Source organism: Pedobacter superstes (assembly GCF_037622515.1).
Classification (GTDB): Bacteria; Bacteroidota; Bacteroidia; order Sphingobacteriales; family Sphingobacteriaceae; genus Paradesertivirga; species Paradesertivirga superstes.
Map to the genome: position 1 here is coordinate 1200037 of NZ_JBBJCN010000001.1, position 21747 is coordinate 1221783.

At 39.7% G+C, this 21747-nt stretch carries 19 protein-coding genes; 10 read left to right on the top strand and 9 right to left on the bottom strand.

The genetic code is table 11. From position 1 onward, the window contains the following. Nucleotides 1-58: 58 nt before the first annotated feature. Entirely contained in the window at nucleotides 59-514 is a 456-nt protein-coding gene (locus WG906_RS04995) for an SRPBCC family protein (protein ID WP_339991424.1), read from the top strand. Nucleotides 515-798: 284 nt separating this feature from the next. Here the strand turns inward: WG906_RS04995 and WG906_RS05000 are convergent, their stop codons facing one another. From WG906_RS05000 to WG906_RS05020, 5 genes are all read right to left on the bottom strand, one after another. Next, the gene (locus tag WG906_RS05000) at nucleotides 799-1581 is read right to left on the bottom strand and encodes an RMD1 family protein (protein ID WP_339991425.1); all 783 of its coding nucleotides are present in this window, start codon (nucleotides 1579-1581) and stop codon (nucleotides 799-801) included. A gap of 660 nt (nucleotides 1582-2241) precedes the next feature. Further along, complete coding sequence (locus WG906_RS05005) at nucleotides 2242-2532, bottom strand: peptidoglycan recognition protein family protein (protein ID WP_339991426.1); 291 nt, start codon at nucleotides 2530-2532, stop codon at nucleotides 2242-2244. Nucleotides 2533-2797: 265 nt separating this feature from the next. Next, nucleotides 2798-3250, bottom strand: a complete 453-nt coding sequence (locus WG906_RS05010; protein ID WP_339991427.1) for a DUF1569 domain-containing protein — start codon at nucleotides 3248-3250, stop codon at nucleotides 2798-2800. Between the two features lie 425 nt (nucleotides 3251-3675). Next, a complete protein-coding gene (locus WG906_RS05015; protein ID WP_339991428.1) occupies nucleotides 3676-4071 on the bottom strand; it encodes a (deoxy)nucleoside triphosphate pyrophosphohydrolase in 396 nt (131 codons plus the stop codon). A 7-nt stretch (nucleotides 4072-4078) separates the two neighbouring features. Then, a complete protein-coding gene (locus WG906_RS05020) occupies nucleotides 4079-4690 on the bottom strand; it encodes an LURP-one-related/scramblase family protein (RefSeq protein ID WP_339991429.1) in 612 nt (203 codons plus the stop codon). A gap of 133 nt (nucleotides 4691-4823) precedes the next feature. Between WG906_RS05020 and WG906_RS05025 the strand changes: the two genes are divergently transcribed. Then, nucleotides 4824-5678 carry an N-acetylglucosamine kinase gene (locus tag WG906_RS05025; protein ID WP_339991430.1) on the top strand — a complete coding sequence of 285 codons (855 nt, stop codon included), beginning with the start codon at nucleotides 4824-4826 and terminating at the stop codon, nucleotides 5676-5678. 53 nt (nucleotides 5679-5731) lie between these two features. Here WG906_RS05025 and WG906_RS05030 read toward each other — a convergent pair whose 3' ends face one another. Continuing rightward, the gene (locus WG906_RS05030) at nucleotides 5732-6433 is read right to left on the bottom strand and encodes an NUDIX hydrolase (RefSeq protein ID WP_339991431.1); all 702 of its coding nucleotides are present in this window, start codon (nucleotides 6431-6433) and stop codon (nucleotides 5732-5734) included. Between the two features lie 109 nt (nucleotides 6434-6542). On the opposite strand from WG906_RS05030, the gene pfkA reads away from it, so the two are divergent. The 3 genes from pfkA (at nucleotide 6543) to gap (ending at nucleotide 9455) form a co-directional block, all read left to right on the top strand. Next, a complete protein-coding gene (pfkA, locus tag WG906_RS05035) occupies nucleotides 6543-7526 on the top strand; it encodes a 6-phosphofructokinase (protein WP_339991432.1) in 984 nt (327 codons plus the stop codon). Beyond that, complete coding sequence (locus tag WG906_RS05040; RefSeq protein ID WP_339991433.1) at nucleotides 7526-8374, top strand: hypothetical protein; 849 nt, start codon at nucleotides 7526-7528, stop codon at nucleotides 8372-8374. The genes pfkA and WG906_RS05040 overlap by 1 nt, the downstream gene beginning before the upstream one ends. Before the next feature lie 82 nt (nucleotides 8375-8456). Then, on the top strand, nucleotides 8457-9455 hold the full coding sequence (gap, locus tag WG906_RS05045; RefSeq protein ID WP_339991434.1) for a type I glyceraldehyde-3-phosphate dehydrogenase: 999 nt from the start codon (nucleotides 8457-8459) through the stop codon (nucleotides 9453-9455). A gap of 202 nt (nucleotides 9456-9657) precedes the next feature. On the opposite strand, the gene glgB is transcribed toward gap, so the two are convergent. Both glgB and WG906_RS05055 read right to left on the bottom strand, forming a co-directional pair. Then, a complete protein-coding gene (gene glgB, locus WG906_RS05050) occupies nucleotides 9658-11673 on the bottom strand; it encodes a 1,4-alpha-glucan branching protein GlgB (RefSeq protein ID WP_339991435.1) in 2016 nt (671 codons plus the stop codon). Then, nucleotides 11673-14147, bottom strand: a complete 2475-nt coding sequence (locus WG906_RS05055; protein WP_339991436.1) for a glycoside hydrolase family 31 protein — start codon at nucleotides 14145-14147, stop codon at nucleotides 11673-11675. Before WG906_RS05055 ends, glgB begins: the two co-directional genes overlap by 1 nt. A 266-nt stretch (nucleotides 14148-14413) precedes the next feature. Here WG906_RS05055 and WG906_RS05060 point away from each other — a divergent pair, with 266 nt between their 5' ends. From WG906_RS05060 to WG906_RS05080, 5 genes are read left to right on the top strand one after another with little or no spacing between them, the layout of a single operon-like run. Further along, nucleotides 14414-16834, top strand: a complete 2421-nt coding sequence (locus tag WG906_RS05060; protein WP_339991437.1) for a penicillin acylase family protein — start codon at nucleotides 14414-14416, stop codon at nucleotides 16832-16834. Nucleotides 16835-16872: 38 nt separating this feature from the next. Then, nucleotides 16873-17235 carry a hypothetical protein gene (locus tag WG906_RS05065; RefSeq protein ID WP_339991438.1) on the top strand — a complete coding sequence of 121 codons (363 nt, stop codon included), beginning with the start codon at nucleotides 16873-16875 and terminating at the stop codon, nucleotides 17233-17235. A 17-nt stretch (nucleotides 17236-17252) separates the two neighbouring features. After that, nucleotides 17253-18239 carry a class I adenylate-forming enzyme family protein gene (locus tag WG906_RS05070; RefSeq protein WP_339991519.1) on the top strand — a complete coding sequence of 329 codons (987 nt, stop codon included), beginning with the start codon at nucleotides 17253-17255 and terminating at the stop codon, nucleotides 18237-18239. Between the two features lie 60 nt (nucleotides 18240-18299). After that, a complete protein-coding gene (locus tag WG906_RS05075; protein ID WP_339991439.1) occupies nucleotides 18300-19448 on the top strand; it encodes a glycosyltransferase family 87 protein in 1149 nt (382 codons plus the stop codon). Next, complete coding sequence (locus WG906_RS05080; protein WP_339991440.1) at nucleotides 19441-20370, top strand: glycosyltransferase family 2 protein; 930 nt, start codon at nucleotides 19441-19443, stop codon at nucleotides 20368-20370. Before WG906_RS05075 ends, WG906_RS05080 begins: the two co-directional genes overlap by 8 nt. Nucleotides 20371-20420: 50 nt before the next feature. Here WG906_RS05080 and tyrS read toward each other — a convergent pair whose 3' ends face one another. Then, complete coding sequence (tyrS, locus tag WG906_RS05085; protein WP_339991441.1) at nucleotides 20421-21704, bottom strand: tyrosine--tRNA ligase; 1284 nt, start codon at nucleotides 21702-21704, stop codon at nucleotides 20421-20423. Nucleotides 21705-21747: the final 43 nt, after the last annotated feature.

Below are 21747 nucleotides of genomic sequence, written 5' to 3' on the forward strand. Positions count from 1 at the left end.
TTCAAAAACCTTCGCTCGCTGAATTTATTGACTATTTAACACTAAACATCTAATTATCATGGAAAAGCAAACATTTAATATCCTGATTAATGCCTCTCCTGAAAAAGTATGGGACATCCTTCTGGGCGAATCAACTTACCCCCAATGGACCTCTGTTTTTGCTGAGGGATCAAGCGTAGAGACAGACTGGAAAGAAGGCAGCAGAGCATTGTTTCTTGATGGTAAGGGGCAGGGCATGGTATCGGTTATTGCAAAAAACATCCCGAATAAATACCTTTCTATTAAGCATCTCGGCATGATTAAAGATGGCGTTGAAGACATGGAAAGTGAAGAGGTAAAAAAATGGTCGGGCGCCTTAGAAAACTATACGCTTAAACCCCTTAATGGGAGCACAGAATTGATTATAGAAATGGATATGGCCGAGGAATTTAAAGATTATTTTCTTACTACCTGGCCAAAGGCATTGGATAAAGTAAAGGAACTTGCGGAAATGCAGCATCATGAGGTGGGCTAAAGAGCTTATCGGTATGAGTTAATTACTATTTATTAAATCCCCTAAAATATACGGCTTGCATTGCCCTCGGGGAGAATGCAATAGATAAAGTTTATTGGTTGGAGACACCAACCACGGCGACCAAGCTAAAGCGCTATGTGCGGCTGGCCTTTCTCGCCCAGAGGGAGAGAAAGGTCAGCCTCTCCCTTGCAAACGCAATATTTCCAATTTAGGCTATCCAGACACCCTCTGATACTGCCTGCTTAGCTGACCATTCTGAAAAATAAACCTTCGCCTCTTCCTTACTAAAACAGCTTTTCTATAAATACATTCAGCACTTCTATCAGTATAAGAATGATGATGATCCATTCGAGCATTGTACTGTGGCGGTATTGCAACAACGTGCGAAAAAGCTCAAGGTTATCTTTAACAATATTTAAACCCTCCTGAATATTGCGGAACCGCTCCTGAAGGTCGAAAGTACGCTTCATCGCCAGGTCTATTTTATTGAGGTTCTCATCATCCCAGGTTTCGGGTGGCGAATCAAAAATATACAGGTTCTCGGATATGCGGTTTTTCAACAACAGTGTTTTCCCAATATACTTTTTAAGATTCTTTCCCGAGATATTCAACCGTCCCTTATTCTCCAGGATCTGGGTATGATAATTAGTCTCTTCCAGAAGTTTAGTGGTTTGTTCGTAATAATAATCCAGAGCCACCGATTGTGCAACATTCAGCATGATCAGCCGAAGAACCTGAATATCAGAACCTGCTATCGAGATTACATTATAGCCGATTTTATTCTCGCCGGCATTTGTTTCTATCTCGTACTCCTCAGTCAGGTTTTCTTCAAAGAGGTTTTTGCAAAAAGGTGAAATCAGTCGAAGAAAAGAAGAAATTTTAATGGGATCGCAATTTAAAAAACAAACTACCCCGTATTTAAAAACATAAATATATTCGCCTGTTTCTGTTTTATAAAACAACTCCTCAGAATCGCTGTAATACAACTCAGCCTTAAACGCTGATTTGAAACTCTTTACATCAATACTATCTGCAATCTGGTAGGATAAAACACGCTGGGTGGTCATTTTAATTGTATTAATTAAAACCTATTTCCTTATTGATAAAATAATTAAACCATGGGTTTTGTTTTGTTTGCTATTGGATAAGGCCGTGCTTCCTGATGTTAGGCTGAGAACTTTTTCAAAGAAAAATAAAGAAATGACATCGGGCGATATACAGGCTAGCCCGCTTTGTCATTCCGACCCAGGGAGGAATCTTCATCAGGCATATTTCCCAGGATCTCTCCTGCCGTCGAGATGACAAAACGCCGTATTTAAAACTGCCTGAAAATGAACAGATAAAAAGGCATCGTTATAAGTAATGAACTTTTGCAAAAAAAATACAGGAATAGCATCGGGCGATATACAAGCTAGCCCGCTTTGTCATTCCGACCCAGGGAGGAATCTTTATCAGGCATGTTTCCTAAGATCTCTCCGGCCGTCGAGATGACAAAACGGCCTTGATAAATGAAGGTTCGTGTATGAGACGTGATTGCGAGGTTGAAGCAGAAGATTGAGCATTAGAGCCATGGCAATCTCCTTCCGACAAGGATGGGTAGGAAGTTTATATTGCAGGTACTTATTTGATAAGCATGTCTATGTTGCTGGATGCAGATTCGTGTACAATTACCCCACCCGTCATTCCTGCGCAGGCAGGAATCTTAAAGCAGAGCAAGATAGTCCTGGTTATATTATAAGTGCGGGTGCTTGTATGACAACCGCAGGTCCGTAAATTGCATTAAGATGTACGATTGATTTTCTGTGAGCGCGGGTCATCTCATCTCCGCCTTCGTCGAAGTTTCCGAAATGTTCTATACAAACGGCGCCGGTATTGGCTCCATAAATGCCTGCGGGGATACTATTAAGTGGCCTCCATAAGACAATTTTTCCGGAGGGGAAGGTGGTGATATGATGTCCGATATCTTTCCAGTCACGTTCATTTATGTGGGTGTTCCGCATAAATTCGAGCCAGTACATTTCATCGTTCTGTGCGCTGAGGTTTCGATAGCGAGGTTTCCAGGTGTGATGATTTGAATAAAATCAATGGGTCTTGAAAAGTTTTTGTGCAAAATGTAATTGATAAATTCTGCACATGTATAAATACGAAATTGTGCTAAGGCCATGATAGATATAGGTAAATCTTCAAATTCTTTGGAATGCCTTTCCTGTAGCATGAATAACATCAATCATTTAGGTGCTCATAAGCAATGCCTCCCAAAAAGATCCATGCTATCAGATATTATCACACTCCAAACTGAGCTAAATGGTGATCCAGATGTTTGTAAAACATATTGTTCCATTCGGAGACCGATAAGATGCCAAAAGAATGGGATTCTTTTTTATCAAAATGCGCCTCTCCAAGTTCCTGGGTTTTGATAATATGATCGATTAAACGTTTCCTTTCCAGATCGAATTTCTTTTCATCCTTGATAATAAAGTAGGGTGCCGTCGGGTTATTCCGTTTATACGGAGTTTCGCTTACTACCACTTTTTTAACAAAGGTTTTAAGGATAAACTTCATTAAAACATTCGGCTTTTTGTGTTTATGCTCATAAACTAATTCGTAGGTTACATTGCAGTGTGCCAGCATTTGTGCTACATTCATCTTACCCCAAAGAGGTTGAGATTCGGGTTTTAGCTGGTTAATGCGGCTTACAAACTCGTCAGCGATACTTTTTTCGAATATATTTTTCATCAGTATATAATTTATTTTTAAAGGTTATGAAGCTTGCATGAGCCTGCCCGAAAAACAGGCGGGCTTAGTAAGCTCGGTTTGTGATCGGTATGCTCATGCAGGTTTCATTTGAAAAGATTTAAGATGTGAGACTTGAGATATGAGAACCAGACTATTTTCATACAGGTTTGTGTTTTGAATAAAGCTCAATTTACCTTATCTACAATCAATTTTCCAAAAACTTATTCATAATACTGGAGTACAGACCTTTGCAGGGATTAGGGCAATAACATAATTAAACCCGGGTGAAGCGATACCGGCCCCGGGCCTAATGCCTGCAGGCGTATTAGCCAAACACGGGGCTGCATGTTCCACAGCGACGCATGTTGCTTTTTTAATATCTTATAAATAATGTTTTTAAACGCATCTGTGCAGGCGCTTTGACATTATTGAAGCTGGCTTATCTTTAAGATCTCCTTGACAACAGGGATATCTGCTTCTGCCCAATCTAAAGTTAATAATTGACCCGGCTTGAGCCAGCGATAGTCCTGATGTTCGTGCAAGGTGATTTCGCCTTCTGTTATATGACAGATAAAGGGAATTAGGCGGATGGTTTTAGTTCCGTAGGTATGAACAACCGGACTTAAACTGGCTGTTATCCGGATATTGACACCTAACTCTTCTTTAATCTCTCTAACTAAAGATTGCTCCGGAGTTTCCCCCGATTCTACCTTTCCTCCCGGGAATTCCCATTTTAAAGGCAAGGGCATGGTGGCGCTGCGCTGGGTTACCAGTATGCCTTGGTTTTGATCGGAAATAATAGCGCAGGACACGTCTATCATGAGAAAATCACTCTTTCAGCACCATATCAATACACATCACGGCAGCCAGAATAAGCAGCCTTGCTTTATCACCTGGCGGCACTACCTCATTTATTTCCAGCATATAATTATCGGCAGAAGTAAACAACTCGCGACCCAAACCCGCCCATTTCTTGCGTACTGTTGCCAGCACCTGGTCTCCTTTACTGAAATTAAACTCCCAGCTGCTCCATTTTCCTTTAAGGATGCAAAGGGTTTGGCCCATGGGATCCTGCACTTCAAATTTCCCTCCAAAAGAAAGCATGCGCTGGCGGAAACGCCCTATTAAGACTTCGTTATGATCGAACACTTCGACAACCGACCGGAAGATTGTAACGCCGCGTTTTACCCGAACTACAGGCAATCCCTGAACATCCTTTATGCAAATATTAAATGGCGTTTGGGTTTTATATTCTGTAAAGCGGAATATTTTAGTGATAATTCCAAGATCAGGTTCGCGGCAGTGCATAATGGTTTGCTTACTTGCCGGATCGACAATATCGAAATTATTAGCAGCCTTAAAAATACCGCGATGCTCTTTTACGAAAAACAGGTTTTTATTTAAAATGGGATTCATGTTCAGGTTCAGATTGGCCGGCAAGATATTTATTTTTAAGAGATTTAGACCAAGACCCGGTAAGAAACTCCGCTTTGAAAACAAAAAAACATGAATATCTAAAGAATGACATTCAATCCCGAAGAAATATTTAATTTAGACACTTTAAGCAAACACTATGATTATAATAGCCGACGGAGGATCTACCAAAACCAACTGGTGTCTTTTGAATGATGAGGGAAAGAAAATATATTTCAATACAGAAGGTTACAATCCTTATTTTGTCGATAAGGAATATGTAATTGAATCGCTAAAGAAAAATCTTCCTGAAGATTTACAATACAGTAAAATAAGCGAAGTAAACTTTTATGGAGCCGGCGTGCATAATGAGGAAAAAGCCAATGAGCTAAAAGAAGCGTTCCAGGTAATTTTTCAAAGCAGTAAAATATTTGTAGGTCACGATCTTTTAGCTGCTGCCCGTGCCTTGTTAGGAACTTCCAAAGGCTTTGCCTCTATTTTAGGAACAGGCACCAATACCTGTATTTATGATGGTCATGATGTAAGTTATCAAATTGACTCCGGAGCTTATATTTTAGGTGACGAAGGAAGCGGTTGTTACATCGGTAAAAAATTGCTTATTGACTATTTAAGAGGATATATGCCGGAAGCAGTACGCGCAAGCTTTTGGGAAACATACAAACTTACTCCGGATGATATCCAGGAAAATGTATATTCAAAACCCCTGGCTAATCGTTTCTGTGCCCAGTTCAGCAAATTTGTATACGACAATACCATAAATATTGAATACACACGAAACCTGGTAAAAACATCTTTTGAAGATTTCTTCAAAAATCTTGTAAGCCATTATCCGAACTATAAGGATTATGAATTGAATTGCATTGGTTCGGTAGCTTATAATTTCAGAAACGTTTTAGAAGAAGTTGCCAATGAATATGGCATGAAACTGGGCAAACTTATCAGGTCGCCTATAGATGATCTGGTAAAATTTCACATTGAAAATCCATCCGCATAAATCAAAAAGACCTGTAAGGTTTTGAAGATCTTACAGGTCTAAATAATAAAGCATTATTCCTCTTTCATAAAAGAAAGCTCTTTCTGGAACAGCTTGGCATATTTTCTTCTGTCGAATTTATATAAGGTTGCGGCCCTGTATGAAACCCCGCGTTGTTTTTCGTCGAGCTCCCTGAGAATATCATAGTTCAGCATTTTTTTCCTGAAATTTCTCTTATCCAGCTTTCTGTTCAGGATAGCTTCATATACATGCTGCAACTGAGTTAATGTGAACTTTTCCGGCAACAATTCGAAAGCTATGGGTTGATAACTGATTTTCCGGCGAATTTTCTGAAGACTTTTTTCAAAAATAGCTGAGTGGTCAAACGCTAATTTAGGAAGTTCAGATACCGGATGCCAAAATGCTTTCTTAGCAAAATTAGTTATAGGCTTTAATTCCTTATGACCTGTAAGCCTGATCATGGCATAATATGCCACAGTTATAACCCGTCCTTCCGGATGGCGGTCGACTTCACCGAAAGTATAGAGCTGCTCCATATAAATATCGCGCAAGCCGGTGAGCTCATACAAAATGCGCTCGGCGGCAACATCGATACCCTCGTTATGCTGAACAAAAAGTCCCGGCAAAGCCCACCAGTCTTTAAAGGGCTCAGAGTTACGCTCTATCAAAAGAATTTTTAATTCACCTTCCTGAAAACCGAAGATGACACAATCTATTGTAAATACAGACTCAAAAATAGGCAGAGGTGGTTGCAAAATTACTAGCGCTTGAATGTTAATATTACACAAAGGTGAAAAAAATTATTGCAATAATTTTACTTAGTGTAAAAAATACACCTATATTCGTAAAAAAAAACTTTATCACTTGAGTTCAATCAATAAAATAGGTGTTTTTACTTCAGGCGGCGATGCCCCTGGAATGAACGCATGTATACGTGCAGTAGTCAGAACAGGCTTATATTTAGGCAAAGAAATGGTTGGGATCCACCAGGGATACCAGGGCATGATCGAAAAAAAGTTCAGCGATATGGACTCGAAATCGGTTTGTCATATCATTCAACAAGGAGGAACAATCTTAAAAACAGCTCGTTGTCTGGAGTTTCGTACTCCTGAAGGCAGGGCCATAGCATATAAAAATTTACAGGAGAAAGGAATTGATGCCTTAATTGCAATTGGCGGTGATGGCACTTTTACGGGTGCTGAAGTATTATCACGGGAATATGATATTCCTGTTATATGTATACCAGGAACCATAGATAACGATTTATACGGAACCGATTTTACTTTAGGATACGATACTGCCACCAATACAGTAATCGAAGCCATCGACAAAATCAGGGATACGGCGGCATCGCACGATAGATTATTTTTTGTTGAGGTTATGGGTCGCGATTCAGGATGTATCGCCCTTAGGGCAGGTGTTGCCGGCGGCGCGGAGGCAATTTTACTTCCTGAAATGGAAACAGGAATTGACGACCTTATTAAAAAGCTTGAAGACGGAGCTGATAAAAACAAAACTTCCAGCATAGTAATTATTGCTGAAGGCGAAAAAAATGGTGGCGCATATAATGTGGCCAAGCATGTCAAAGAAAAATTCAATTTCTACGATATCAAGGTAACCATCTTAGGGCACCTTCAACGCGGTGGTTCTCCCAGCAGCTTCGACAGAATCCTGGCCAGCCGGATGGGTTTCGCGGCTGTGAATGCATTAATTGCAGGCGAAACACGCAAAATGGTGGGTCTGAGAGGAAACAAAATGCACCTTACCGAACTTACCGAGGCAATAAATAATCATTCGTTTAACCTTGAGGAAGACTTGTTGGAAATGTCGCATATCTTAGCGCTTTAATGATAGCAGTCGTTTACAGCGGTTCCCGTTTTGCAGATTGGAAACTTTCTGACAAAGGAGAAATTATTTCCGAATTTAAAACAGCCGGGATTAATCCTTTTTTTCATGATGAAAAAACTATAACCCATCTTTTAAATAAAGCCACGGATTTGATTTATCATGCCGAAGAAATAAAGCGTATTTATTTTTTTGGGGCGGGGGCCTTTTCTAAAGGAAGGCAAAAAATTATAGAGGATGCCTTCACGAAATTTTTCAGGTACAGTAAAGTTGTTGTTGAGCACGATCTCTCCGCTGCAGCTATTGCAACCTGCGGAGACAAACCAGGCCTTGTGGGTATTTTAGGAAGCGGATCTAATGCGGCTTACTTTAACGGAAAGAAAATTAAAGAAAATAATTTTGGACTGGGTTATATTCTAGGCGATGAAGGTTCGGCCAACTGGATGGGGCGCGTATTATTAAGAGATTATCTAATAGGCGACCTGCCCAAAAAACTTCTTCAGGCTTTTACACATAAATATTCTTTAGACCGGAAACAAATTCTGGATAAGGTTTACAAGCAACCCTCTCCTGTTCTTTTTTTAAGCACCTTTGCCGATTTATTACTCGATCATCAAAACGAAGATTATGTCAAGAACCTGGTAATAAGTGGTTTTGAGTGCTATTTCAAAACTTATATTATTCCGCTTGCAAAACAACATCAAAACTTACCTTTGCATTTCGCCGGAACTATTGCTGCAGGCTTTGAACCCTGGCTAAGGGAGGTTGCTCAGAGACACGAATTTAATATAACCACGGTTATCAAAGAACCGATATATAATGTGTTAGAATATTACGAGAACAAAAATTAAATCATATGGATATTCAAAAGCATAAGGTAAATTTGCCAGCTAATGATATTCATTACTTTAGAAACAAATAAATAATAATAAAATGAAAATTGGAATTAACGGTTTCGGCCGTATTGGCCGTTTAGCTTTTAGAGCAGCTTCATTACGCAATGATATAGAGGTTGTTGGAATTAATGACCTTGTAGAGCCTGATTACATGGCTTATATGTTAAAATACGATTCAACTCATGGTAAGTTTGAAGGCACTATAGAAGTAAAAGACGGCAATTTGGTGGTAAACGGAAAAACTATCCGTGTTACTGCAGAAAAAGATCCTGCCAACTTAAAATGGGATGAAGTAGGTGCTGAAGTTGTTATTGAATCAACCGGTTTATTCTTAACTCAGGATACTGCTGGTAAACACCTTCAGGCTGGTGCTAAAAAAGTTGTTATGTCTGCTCCTGCAAAAGATGATACCCCTACTTTCGTAATGGGCGTTAATCATAAGGAATTAAAAGCTGATCAAAACATCGTTTCCAACGCATCTTGTACTACGAACTGTCTTGCTCCTATAGCGAAGGTTTTAAATGATAAATTCGGGATTCTTGAAGGTTTGATGAGTACTATCCATGCGGTTACAGCAACTCAGAAAACTGTTGACAGTCCTTCTGCGAAAGACTGGAGAGGTGGACGTGGTGCTTACCAAAACATTATTCCTTCTTCTACTGGTGCTGCCAAAGCAGTTGCTTTAGTTATTCCTGCTTTAAAAGGCAAACTAACTGGTATGGCTTTCCGTGTGCCGGTTGCCGACGTATCTGTAGTAGATTTAACCGTGAAGTTAGAGAAATCAGCTACTTACGAGGATATCAAAGCAGCTATGAAAGAAGCTTCTGAAGGTGAACTTAAAGGCATTTTAGGTTATACTGAAGATGAAGTTGTTTCTTCTGATTTTATTGGCGAAACCCGCACTTCTGTGTTTGATGCTAAAGCTGGGATCGCTTTGAATGATAACTTCGTTAAGGTAGTGTCATGGTATGACAATGAGTGGGGTTATTCAAACAAGATCATTGATCTTGTTCAATTGATCGGAACTTTAAAATAAGCTATAATACGTATCTGGAAGCCCTGCAAAAATGTTGCAGGGCTTTTTTTATGGTTCGCCTTTGCAAAAGTGGGCCCACCGACCCACCCGAACATGATGATTCTGCAATAAATTGTCATTGCATGTCTATTCCTGAAATAAGCTGAAAGTAAAAAGGCTACCTTATTCAGATAGCCTTTTATATTATTATTAGAAAATCAGATTACCAAAACTTAGCTGTCCTGTTAAATCTTTTTAAAACCATACCGGTTAGTGGAGGCAGATTAATTAATGCCGACTGAGGTTTACCCTGCCATTGTACTGGCTCTGATGAAAAACCTTGCTGCAGTTCGAAACCGCTTCCATAGAACTTCTCTTCATCAGAATTGAATATAACCTCCCAATCACCATGATGGGGCAAACCAACACGGTAATTTGGACGCGGTACTGGTGTCATATTTAAAACAATTACCAGTTTATCATCCGCATGATTACCCTTACGGCAATAAACAAGTACAGACTGCTCCGATTCATTAACCTCTATCCATTCAAATCCGTCCCACTCAAAGCTCTTTTCGTATAGGGCGGTTTCATCTTTATATAAATGGTTTAATCCTTTTACCAGTTCCTGCATTCCTTTATGAGGCGCGAATTCAAGAAGATGCCAGTCCAGAGATAAATTCACATTCCACTCAGAAGTCTGAGCAAATTCATCACCCATATATAACAGTTTAGCACCAGGATGGGTAAACATATAAGTATATAACAACCGAAGATTAGCAAAACGCTGCCATTCATCACCTGGCATCTTATAGATCAGGGATTTTTTTCCATGCACTACCTCATCATGGGAAAGAGGCAGCATAAAGTTCTCTGTGAAAGCATAAACCGTACTGAAAGTAATCTGATTATGATGATACTTCCGATGAATTGGATTTTGTTCAAAATACTTGATTGTATCGTTCATCCAACCCATCATCCACTTCATTCCAAAACCCAGACCGCCTGTAAAAACAGGTTTGCTTACGCCAGGAAATGCAGTTGATTCTTCAGCGATGGTTTGTACATCCGGAAATGCAGAATACACGGCAACGTTAAATTCCTTTAAAAAGCTAATCGCTTCAAGGTTTTCTCTTCCTCCAAATTGGTTAGGGATCCATTCTCCTTCTTTCCTGGAGTAATCGCGATAAAGCATTGATGCTACTGCGTCTACGCGTAAGCCGTCAACATGGAAACGATCGAGCCAGAATATTGCATTACTTATCAGGAAGGAACGGACTTCGTTCCGGCCATAATTGAAAATATAAGATTTCCAATCTGGATGAAAACCTTCTTTCTCATCGGCATGCTCATATAAATGCGTGCCGTCGAACCGGTATAAACTATGGATATCGCCTGGAAAATGCGAGGGCACCCAGTCTAATATTACTCCGATTCCATTTTTGTGAAACTCTTCTATCAGGAACATTAAATCCTGCGGAGTACCATACCTTGAAGATGCCGCGAAATAGCCGGAAACCTGATACCCCCAGGAAGGGTAAAAAGGATGCTCCATAATCGGCATAAACTCAACATGGGTGAAGCCCATTTCTTTAACATAGGGCACAAGGCTTTCTGCCAATAAGCGATATCCTAAAAATTTATCAGGATCTTCGGGACTGCGCATCCACGAACCCACATGAATCTCATAAACGGAGTAAGGACGGGTCAGCGAATTGTTCTCGTGACGATTTTGCATCCAATCCGCATCCGACCATTCATACCATGTATCCCAAACAATAGAGGCGGTACGAGGAGGCTCCTCCCATCTTAAAGCATATGGATCGGATTTCTCAAGCTCTTCACCTTCGTTAGAACGGATAAAAAACTTATACACTTCCCCGTTGCCAATATGTGGTATAAACCCTTCCCAAATACCGGAACTATCCCAACGGACAAATAACTGATGGGCTTCGCGGTTCCAGCCGTTAAAATTTCCTATTACAGAAACTGAGGCTGCATTTGGCGCCCACACAGCAAAATAAGTACCGGTGACACCCTCCACAACGGTGACATGAGAGCCTAATTTTTCATATAATTTATAGTGTTTCCCCGATCTGAATAAATGAATATCGAAATCCGTTAACTTAGAAAATACTACAACTTTATTTTCTAAAGGTTTATTTACTTCAACTGTCGATGATCTCACCGGCGCTGAAGAGGTCGCTTTTATTGACTTCGTTTTCTTTTTATTCTCCATTATTTCAGAACCTGAATCTCTTTAAAGTTTTTATTGGCTTTTATTACAACACGCTTAAGGTGATCAAAGTTTAAACTTTGATGATGTATTTCTTTGCCGTCAACTAAAACTTTTGATGGCTGGAATGGTAAACCTATAAATTTTAGTTCATATGTTTCGTATCTCGGAGTATATAATCCTTCGGAGCTTTGTTTTATTGTACAAGACAACGCGTCACCTTTAACCACAAATTTCTTTTCGGTATAAATATCCTGCTCGTAGGCGAATGTATCGCCATGATCTTCGTAGTAAAAAGAATTTATTTCAGATTCTGAATAGTAGATCTGGAACTTGATTTCATCAGGCTCAATCTCTCCTACGTACTGCATTAATGGCCATTCGGGAATAACCGAACCAGCTTTAACAAAAATTGGCATACTATCCAAAGGTGTTAACACCTCATGCTCTTTCCCTCCTTCTAAAGGTTCGTGCGACCAGTAATTGAACCATTTCCCTTTGGGAAGGTAAACCATTTTAGATTTCTGGCCAGGCTCGAATACGGGCGAGATAAGAATTTTATCTCCAAAAGTAAATTCATCTTCCCGGTTTCTGTTTAAAGGAACATCCTGTTCGAGCATCACCATCGGTCTCAAAATAGGAAAGCCATATTTATGATGTTCCCAATATGCCGAATAAATATAAGGCATCAGGCGGTAACGAAGTTCAATAAACTTACGGTTGATATCTTCATATTCTTTACCAAAGCTCCAGGGTTCCCGCTCACGGGTATCACCGGCAGAGTGCGCGCGCATGAAAGGTGAAAATACTCCGAGCTGAATCCAGCGGGTAAACAATTCACCATCAGGCTCACCTGTAAATCCGCCGATATCTGTCCCGCACATCGAAACACCAGAGATTGACAAGCGCTGACATTGTATGGAAGCAAGTTTTAGATGATCCCAGGAAGCCAGGTTATCGCCTGTCCATACTGAAGAATAACGTTGTACTCCAGCATATCCCGAACGGGTAATGGTAAACGGACGCTTATTCTTAAACAGTTTTTTCAAACCATCATAGGTGGCGCGTACCATTTGCATTCCGTAAATATTATGTGCCTTGCGGTGTGATCCCCTATGACCGTCATATTGGTGCCTCACATCGTTAGGAAAGGAGCCTGAACCAAATACTGCAGGTTCGTTCATATCATTCCAAACACCCGCTACACCGTCGTCGACAAGGCCCTTAAATAATGTACCCCACCACTCTCGTACTTCCGGATTCGTATAATCAGGAAACTGGCAGCGGCCGGGCCATACATGCCCTTCCATAAAGTAATCATCCGAGCGGCGGCAGAAATATTTCTTTTCTTTACCCTCCTTGAAGACCCAGTAGTTTTCGTCAACTTTAATTCCCGGGTCAATAATAACAACTGTCCTGAAACCATCATCCAGAAGCTCTTTGATCATCTTTTTTGGCTCAGGAAAATATTTTTTATTCCATGTGAAGCAGCGGTATCCGTCCATGTAATCAATGTCAAGATACAAAGCATCACAAGGAATCTTACGATCACGGAAATTCTTGGCAAGAGCTTTTAACTTGCTTTCGGGATAATAGCTCCAGCGGCATTGATGGTAACCCAAAGCCCATTGGGGAGGCATAGGATGGGTACCGGTTAAACTATGATAGCGTTTAACCACATCCATCATATGAGGGCCATGAATATAATAATACTGAAGTTCACCACCATCCGCCCAGAATGAAGTTTTATCAACATCCTGATGGGCAAAATCGAAATGAGTTTTGTACGTATTATCAAAGAAAATACCGTAGCTGACATCTTCCTTAACTCCCAGATAAAAGGGTATAGCCCTGTATAGTGGATCCTGATCCCTGGCAAATGAATACGTATCCGTTGCCCAGTTTGAAAAACGGCGCCCCCTGATATTAAATGATGTTGGCTTGTCTCCTAATCCATAAAATGATTCATCCGGACTACAATGTTTTGTACAATAGACATAATATCCACCGAAATCAACATTTTCTTCCCAATGCATAGTAGAATAATCGCTGTTGATTACCCTGCTGGCATTATCTTCGAATGAAATAAGGAAATCCTTCTTATCTATTATACAGGCTACAGTATTTGTCTCAACCCTGTAATATTCGTCAGCATCTTTAAAAGAGAAAACAGTTGCATGTTGCTCCAGTTTAGGAACAGCATACGAGAATTCGTCCAAAAATGTTCCGTGAGGAGCTAATTTAACCCGTATAATTTCATCGCTAACTACTCTTATCTCTACAACAGCGCTACCGTCAGAAAAGTAAAAATTATTGTCTTTCTGAGTGTATTCGACAACACTTTGCAAATACACTTTCTCTATAGGCTTAAGACCAATAATAGGGTTATTAACGTGTTGCACCCCTTCTTCTAACTGCTCAATACTAAATTCCGGCAACCCTGGTAACTCCGGTAAAGGCTCTTTCTCTTCTGTCATTCAATTCCAATAAACACGCTGACAATCTATAGCATCGATGATATTATCAGCATTATACATATACTCCCTTCACGAACGGCTATAGACGTTCTTAGTATAAAAGGCTAGTCAATAATATCTTGTAATTTGCAATAATACAAAATACCAACTCTAAAATAGGAAAAATGTTTAAACACCAGTTCAATAATATATAAATAAAAAAAGACATTTCCGCTATAATCAATTTGATTGACTGAAGTTTTTAACTATTATTATATTTCTATAATATGAAAATAGTTAAAGCACTGCTCAGTATAGCGTTTTCTATAACACTTTTGGTGTTGCTTAATATAAAACTGGGCTCGGTTCCTCCACTTGGAAAATTTTTAAGTCCCTTTTTTGGATTCTGGCAAAATGCGGAAAGACAAGATCTTCAGAATGCTGTTTTACACCTTAAAGAACTAAAAAGTAAGGTTCAAATTTCATATGACGAACATCAGGTTCCTCATATTTTTGCCGGTAATGAATATGATCTTTATTTCGCCCAGGGGTATGTAACTGCAAAGGACCGTTTATGGCAGCTTGATTTTCAAACACGCTTTGCGGCAGGAACATTATCAGAAGTTATAGGTAAAAAAGCTTTGGAACTGGATAAATACCAGAGGCGTTTAGGAATGGGTTACGGAGCCGAAAACATGGTAAAGGAACTGGAAAAATATCCCCGGATAAAAGCCATGACCCAGGCATATGCTGATGGCATAAACGCTTATATTTCAACTTTAAATAGTGAGAAATACCCTATAGAATTTAAGATTTTAGATTACAAGCCAATAAAATGGACAATTTTAAATACTGCATTGCTGTTAAAATTAATGTCGGCCACATTAGCAGGTGGCTCCGATGAATTTTATATGAGTAACGCCCTGAGAAAATTTGGCCCAGAGGTAATGAATGATTTGTTTCCGGATTATCCGTTTAGAGATGAAACAATTATTCCTAGAGACACAAAATGGGATTTTAAAGCTGATATCCAAGCTGAGCACTCTGCTCCTGTGCCGGCTAACACAACTATTGCTACCCCTCAGAAAAATGAAGGTATTGGAAGTAATAACTGGGCAGTTTCGGGAAGTAAAACAGCGAGCGGATATCCTTTACTTGCAAACGATCCGCATCTAAATTTAACTCTGCCGGCAATATGGTATCAAACGCAATTAATTGGCCCCGGAATAAATGTTTATGGTGTTTCAATTCCAGGAGCCCCCGGCATAGTAATCGGATTTAACCAGAAAGTAGCATGGGGAGTTACCAATGTTGGGGCCGATGTTCTGGACTGGTATCGGATAAAATTTAAAGACAAGCAGTATAAGCACTACTGGCACAACAATGAGTGGAAAACTGTTAAAAAAAGGATTGAAACCATCCACGTACGGGGACATAAAACAATATCCGATACGGTTTTATATACTCACCACGGACCGGTAGTATATCTGCACAGACCAGATTTCATCAAAGCCAATAATGTTCCCGAAGGTTATGCTCTTCGATGGATAGCGCATGATCCATCAGCAGACATTGCTACTTTTTATTATTTAAACCGTGCAGAAAATTATGAAGATTATCGTAAGGCGCTAAGTTACTATACCGCCCCTGCACAAAACTTTGTATTTGCAAGTGTCGATAACGACATATCCTTAACAGCAGCCGGTTATTTCCCCAGAAAAAACAAAGGGAATGGTAAGTTTTTATTAGATGGAACAAATGCAGGGGAAGACTGGCAGTCAAGGATTCCGTTTGAGCAAAACCCTTCGGTTAAAAATCCTACCAGAGGGTTTGTTAGCTCGGCAAATCAAAATCCGGCAAACAAATCTTATCCTTATTATTTAAACTGGGAATTTGCCGGTTATGAACGCGGGAACAGAATTAACACCCGCCTTTCTAAAATGGAAAAGGTAAATATAGATAGTATGCGAAATCTGCAGACCGACAACTACAGTGTTCTGGCAAAAGACGTTTTACCCACAATGCTGAGCCTTGTAAAGAAAGGAAGACTTAATGCGAGTGAAAGAGAGGCTTTTAATCTTATCCAAAAATGGGAATATAAATTTGATCCAAACGAAATTGCTGCGAGTATTTTTGAGATCTGGCAAAAGGATATTTATAACAAAATCTGGGCGGATGAATTCACCAATCTAAACTCTCCCATGCGGTTTCCTAACCGCGACAGAACTGTACATCTTTTTTTAGAGGAACCTGATTCAAAATGGTTCGATAATATCACCACCCCTAAAAAAGAAACTCGTGAAGATATTGTTAATGCTGCTTTTAAATTTACGATTGATAGTTTGGAAGGAAAATTTGGTCATCTTGGCAAAAGCTGGGAATGGGCAAATGTAAAACATAGCAATGTTCCTCATCTCGCCAAAATAGCGGGGTTCGGTTCCCGCCTCTTATATAATGGTGGTTCCAAAACATCTGTAAACGCATTAAATGAAAGTCACGGGCCATCCTGGCGAATGGTTGTGTCGTTAGGTAAAGTGACCAAAGGTTATGGGGTCTTTCCCGGAGGACAGTCAGGGAATCCAGGAAGTTTTTATTATGATGATCTTTTGAACACCTGGACCAGTGGTGAACTAAATGAATTACTATTTTTACGCTCTGCAACAAAAAAAAACAGTAGAATTAAAGGCCATTTAACACTTACCCATTAATAAACCAATACGGGTTTAATGGCGACCCTAAAGAATGTATGATAGTATTACCCATTTTTTTAGCCGCTTTAATATTACAGCTTTTTCTGCCCTGGTGGATAATCGGCATAGTTTCCTTTACAATTGCCGGCTGGCAGGCTAAAAATGGGAACGAAGCCTTTACAGGTGGCTTTATCGCAATTTTTCTGTTATGGATAATGATGAGTCTATGGAAGAGTCTTCCCAACGATAATATTTTGGCGAACCGGGTCGGGCAAATGTTAATGTTACCAGACTGGCCCTTTAACTGGCTAATTGTTCTGTTGTTAACTGCTATTCTCGGGGGGCTCGTTTCCGGATTCTCAGCCCTATCGGGATTTTTTGCCCGAGAAGCTTTTATAAAAAGAAGAGCCAGACACTAATCTGATTATCTTTGACTGTGACAACAATCAATCCGCAAGAAATTTTTAATATAAAATCTGAAGCAGACTTCTCGAAGCTAGCCCTCGATATCTTTCATTATCAGGCGACAGAAAATGAAGTATATTCTGAGTTTGTAAGAACTCTCAGAATTGACCACGGTAAAATTACTGAATTTAGCAATGTTCCTTTTTTACCTGTAGAGTTCTATAAATCGCATAGTATTCAATGTGGTTCGGAAAAACCTGAGATTATCTTTTCAAGCTCCGGCACCACCGGAACGATACAAAGTAAACACCCTGTAAAAGCTCTATCAATTTACGAAGGCAGTTACAGAAAAGGGTTTGATTATTTTTATGGCAATATAAGCGAATATACTTTTCTTGCCTTGCTGCCATCTTACCAGGAACGTAACGGATCTTCATTAATATATATGGTCGATGATTTGATTAAAGAAAGCCGCAATCCGGATAGCGGGTATTTTCTTTATAATCATGATGATCTGCATTCGGTTTTGCTCCGCCTAAAAGCGGAAAAGAAAAAAACCATTTTGATTGGAGTAACTTATGCCCTGCTCGATTTTATTGAAGCCCACTCCGTTGATTTTCCTGACCTGATAATAATGGAAACCGGCGGAATGAAGGGAAAACGTAAGGAAATGATCAGGGAAGAACTGCATGAAAAACTTTGTAAAGGCTTTGGAGTTCCTTTTATTCATTCAGAATATGGAATGACAGAACTTCTTTCGCAAGGATATTCAACAGGTGAAGGAAGGTTTAATTGCCCTCCATGGATGAGGGTATACATAAGAGACACAAACGACCCTTTCTCCCTATTAGAGGCCGAAAAAACCGGAGGTATTAATGTAATCGATTTAGCTAATCTTCACTCCTGCTCATTTCTTTCAACCCAGGATCTGGGTAAAAAACATAGAGATGGAAGCTTTGAGATTCTTGGGCGGTTCGATAACAGTGACATTCGCGGATGCAATCTCTTAATTCAATAGCCATTATATATTTCGCTGGGTTTTTGATTTTTCCTAATTTCAGCCCTTCATATACAGCAAATGCTTAAATTCATTAAAAACAACTCTACTAAACTGCTTCTTGCCCTTTATATTATTTTACCCTTAGCGGCAGCCCTAAAGCAGTATTTAAATGGGAGTTTTAACAATTATTTAATTTTCAAATACACGTTTATTAATACAACTAATGGACAGGGCCTTTTCCAGGAGCAGCCGCAATATTTCTTTGATTCCAATCATTACGGCCCTTTTTTCGCGTTGATTTTCGCACCATTTGCTATGCTTCCAGACTTTCTGGGGATTCCAGTATGGGCCTTATTCGTCTCATTAACGTTGTACTATGCAATCAGAAAGCTCCCGGTTTCGGAGTATCAGCAAAACCTCATTTTATTAATCTGTTCGCATGAGCTTTTAACTTCATTGTTCAATCTTCAGAGCAATGCTTTTATTGCCGCCCTGATCATACTTACGTTTGTATTCTCCCTTAAGCACAATGAAATACTATCAGGTTTATTAATCGCCATAGGGTTTTTAATTAAGCTTTATGGTATTGTTGGCTTCGCATTTATCCTCTTTGCGACAAATAAGGTAAAATACATCGCATCCTTTTTAATATTTACCGTTTTGCTGGCTTTGCTGCCAGCTTTGATCTCCTCTGTTCCCTTTCAAATCCAGGGTTACCACGACTGGTATATATCTTTAAGTACTAAGAATAGCTTAAACCTGGGATCTGTAATGCAAAACATTTCAGTAATTGGGCTTATTCAAAAAAATATAAATGCCGATGCGAGCACTCGTAATATTTTACTATGCGGATTACTGATGATGCTTGCCCAGGTTTTGGTTAACTATAAACGATTTAATAATACCCGCTTTCAACTTCTGTTATTATCTTCAGTTTTACTTTTTACGGTGTTATTTTCAACAGGCTCTGAGTCTGCTACCTATATTATTGCGTTCCCGGGAGTAGCTATCTGGTATGTAACTAAAGAAAAGAAAACCTATTGGGATCATTTTTTACTTGCATTTGCTATCATCCTTACCAGTTTTTCTCCTTCAGACTTGTTCCCCCCAGATGCCAGAACCTTTGTACGGGAATACAAGTTAAAGGCCCTACCTTGTTTTTTAATCTGGTTAGAAATTCTTCGCGAAAGTTATTTTGACAAACCTAAGGCTGCAGTTAATGACTAAAACAATCTCTGTAATAATTCCCGCCTACAATGAAGAACCAAATCTTCCTGTAGTAACAGAACGGCTCTATTCTCTATTTCAAAACTCATCATACAAATTAGAGCTTATTTTTATAAATGATGGAAGCAAGGACAATAGTCTTGAAGTTCTGAAACAACTGTCTCAGCAATATCCCGATTTTTATTTTATCGATTTTTCGCGAAATTTCGGGCAGCAGAATGCTTTACGTGCAGGTTATGATTTTGCCAGCGGCGATGCTGTAATCTGTATGGATGCAGATCTTCAGAATCCGCCGGAGGTGGTGAAAGAGCTGGTACATAAATGGGAGGAGGGCTACGAAGTGGTTATCTGCAAACGCAGGGATGCCACGCAAAACGCCGGCGTATTTAAAGAGAATACATCCAGATTATTCTACAGGATAATGAGCTTCCTTACAAATATTTCAATTGAACCGAACTCGCCCGATTTTAGATTAATTGACAAAAAGCTGGTTAATGTAATTAAAGACCTTACCGAGCAGGATATTTTTTTCAGAGGATTAATTTCATGGATGGGCTTTAGAAAAGCAGTTATTGAATACGACCATGATGTACGTTTATTTGGAGACACCAAGTATTCCTTAAAGAAGATGATTAAACTGGCTTCATCAGGACTTACCAGTTTTAGCGTGAAACCTCTGCATCTGGCAATTTACCTGGGCTTAATCATTTCGAGCCTGTCTATCTTATATATCCCTTATGCTCTATACAGCTATTACAGCGGAGCGGCGATATCAGGATGGGCTTCACTAATTGTAACTATTTCCTTTTTTGGAGGATTACAGCTCTTGATTTTAGGAGTTATCGGATTGTACCTTGGCAAACTTTTTATGCAATCGAAACAGCGGCCTGAATATATTGTAAGGGAAACAAATTTGAAATAGGATACTCGTTGAAATATTTCCCACATGGTGGCGGGAAATATTCTTTTAATCTATTCAGCAATCAGCAGGAAATAATTCTTCTTTCCTTTTTGGGCAATTAAGTATTTTTCTCTTATCAGTTTATCAGAACCTATAACAGCTGCCGGGTCGGCCAGTTTTTCGCGATTCAGCGAAACCCCGCCACCAAGTATCATTTTTTTAGCCTCTCCTTTTGAAGCAAACACCTGCGATTTATCCGCCAGCAGATCCGTCACACTCAAGCCCTGACTTAATTCGGTTTTTGATATCCGGAATTGCGACACCCCTTCAAAAACCTCCAAAACCTCATCGTCACTTAACTGATTCAGGAAATCAACCGAACCTGTTCCGAATAAAAATTCAGAGGTTTTTAAAGCGGTTTGCAAAGCTTCTTCAGAATGAGTTCGTATGGTAATCTCTTCAGCTAAAGCTTTCTGAAGAATACGTAAATGCGGGGCAGCGTTGTGCTCCACTTCTAAAGCTTCAATTTCTTGTTTTCCCTTTAAGGAAAAAATCCGGATCCAGCTTTTTGCGTCTATATCTGTAGTGTTAAGCCAAAACTGATAAAATTTATATGGCGATGTTTTTTTACTATCGAGCCAGATGGCGCCGCTTTCTGTTTTACCAAACTTTGTTCCGTCGGCCTTCTTGATGAGCTGGGTAGTTATAGCATAGGCCGTGCCTGAATCTTTACGCCGGATAAGCTCTGTACCTGTAACGATGTTCCCCCATTGATCAGATCCTCCCATTTGTATCAGGCATTTCTTGTTTTTCCAAAGCCAGTAAAAATCATAGCCCTGAACCAGCTGGTAGCTAAATTCGGTAAAAGACATACCAGTTTCTCCTTCAAGACGCTTCCTTACAGAATCTTTAGCCATCATGTAATTGACGGTAAGATGCTTTCCCACATCACGGATAAAATCAAGGAATGTGAAACTTTGAAACCAATCGTAATTGTTCACCATTTCGGCGCTGTTCTCCCCAGCTTTAAAGTTAAGGAACTTTTTCAGCTGATTCTCAAGGCAGGTTACATTATGTGCTAAAACATCCTCAGAAAGCAGGTTACGTTCGGATGATTTTCCCGACGGATCACCCACCATACCGGTTGCACCTCCTACCAGAGCATAAGGTTTATGGCCCGCACGCTGAAAATGAATGAGAGTCATGATTTGAGTTAAATGACCAACATGAAGAGAATCGGCAGTAGGATCGAACCCGATATAACCAGCAGTCATACCTTTTTTCAATTCTTCTTCAGTTCCGGGCATGATATCATGCAACATACCTCTCCAGCGTAATTCTTCTACAAAATTCATGTTAGTTGTTTAGTGCCGCAAAGATAGAAGAATTGAGAAATTA

Bases quoted from the DNA above. Each gene is read 5' to 3' on its own strand.
- WG906_RS04995 (WP_339991424.1), top strand. From the start codon at position 59: ATGGAAAAGCAAACATTTAATATCCTGATTAATGCCTCTCCTGAAAAA.
- WG906_RS05000 (WP_339991425.1), bottom strand. From the start codon at position 1,581: ATGACCACCCAGCGTGTTTTATCCTACCAGATTGCAGATAGTATTGAT.
- WG906_RS05005 (WP_339991426.1), bottom strand. From the start codon at position 2,532: ATGTACTGGCTCGAATTTATGCGGAACACCCACATAAATGAACGTGAC.
- WG906_RS05010 (WP_339991427.1), bottom strand. From the start codon at position 3,250: ATGAAAAATATATTCGAAAAAAGTATCGCTGACGAGTTTGTAAGCCGC.
- WG906_RS05015 (WP_339991428.1), bottom strand. From the start codon at position 4,071: ATGATAGACGTGTCCTGCGCTATTATTTCCGATCAAAACCAAGGCATA.
- WG906_RS05025 (WP_339991430.1), top strand. From the start codon at position 4,824: ATGATTATAATAGCCGACGGAGGATCTACCAAAACCAACTGGTGTCTT.
- WG906_RS05040 (WP_339991433.1), top strand. From the start codon at position 7,526: ATGATAGCAGTCGTTTACAGCGGTTCCCGTTTTGCAGATTGGAAACTT.
- gap (WP_339991434.1), top strand. From the start codon at position 8,457: ATGAAAATTGGAATTAACGGTTTCGGCCGTATTGGCCGTTTAGCTTTT.
- glgB (WP_339991435.1), bottom strand. From the start codon at position 11,673: ATGGAGAATAAAAAGAAAACGAAGTCAATAAAAGCGACCTCTTCAGCG.
- WG906_RS05055 (WP_339991436.1), bottom strand. From the start codon at position 14,147: ATGACAGAAGAGAAAGAGCCTTTACCGGAGTTACCAGGGTTGCCGGAA.
- WG906_RS05060 (WP_339991437.1), top strand. From the start codon at position 14,414: ATGAAAATAGTTAAAGCACTGCTCAGTATAGCGTTTTCTATAACACTT.
- WG906_RS05065 (WP_339991438.1), top strand. From the start codon at position 16,873: ATGATAGTATTACCCATTTTTTTAGCCGCTTTAATATTACAGCTTTTT.
- WG906_RS05075 (WP_339991439.1), top strand. From the start codon at position 18,300: ATGCTTAAATTCATTAAAAACAACTCTACTAAACTGCTTCTTGCCCTT.
- WG906_RS05080 (WP_339991440.1), top strand. From the start codon at position 19,441: ATGACTAAAACAATCTCTGTAATAATTCCCGCCTACAATGAAGAACCA.
- tyrS (WP_339991441.1), bottom strand. From the start codon at position 21,704: ATGAATTTTGTAGAAGAATTACGCTGGAGAGGTATGTTGCATGATATC.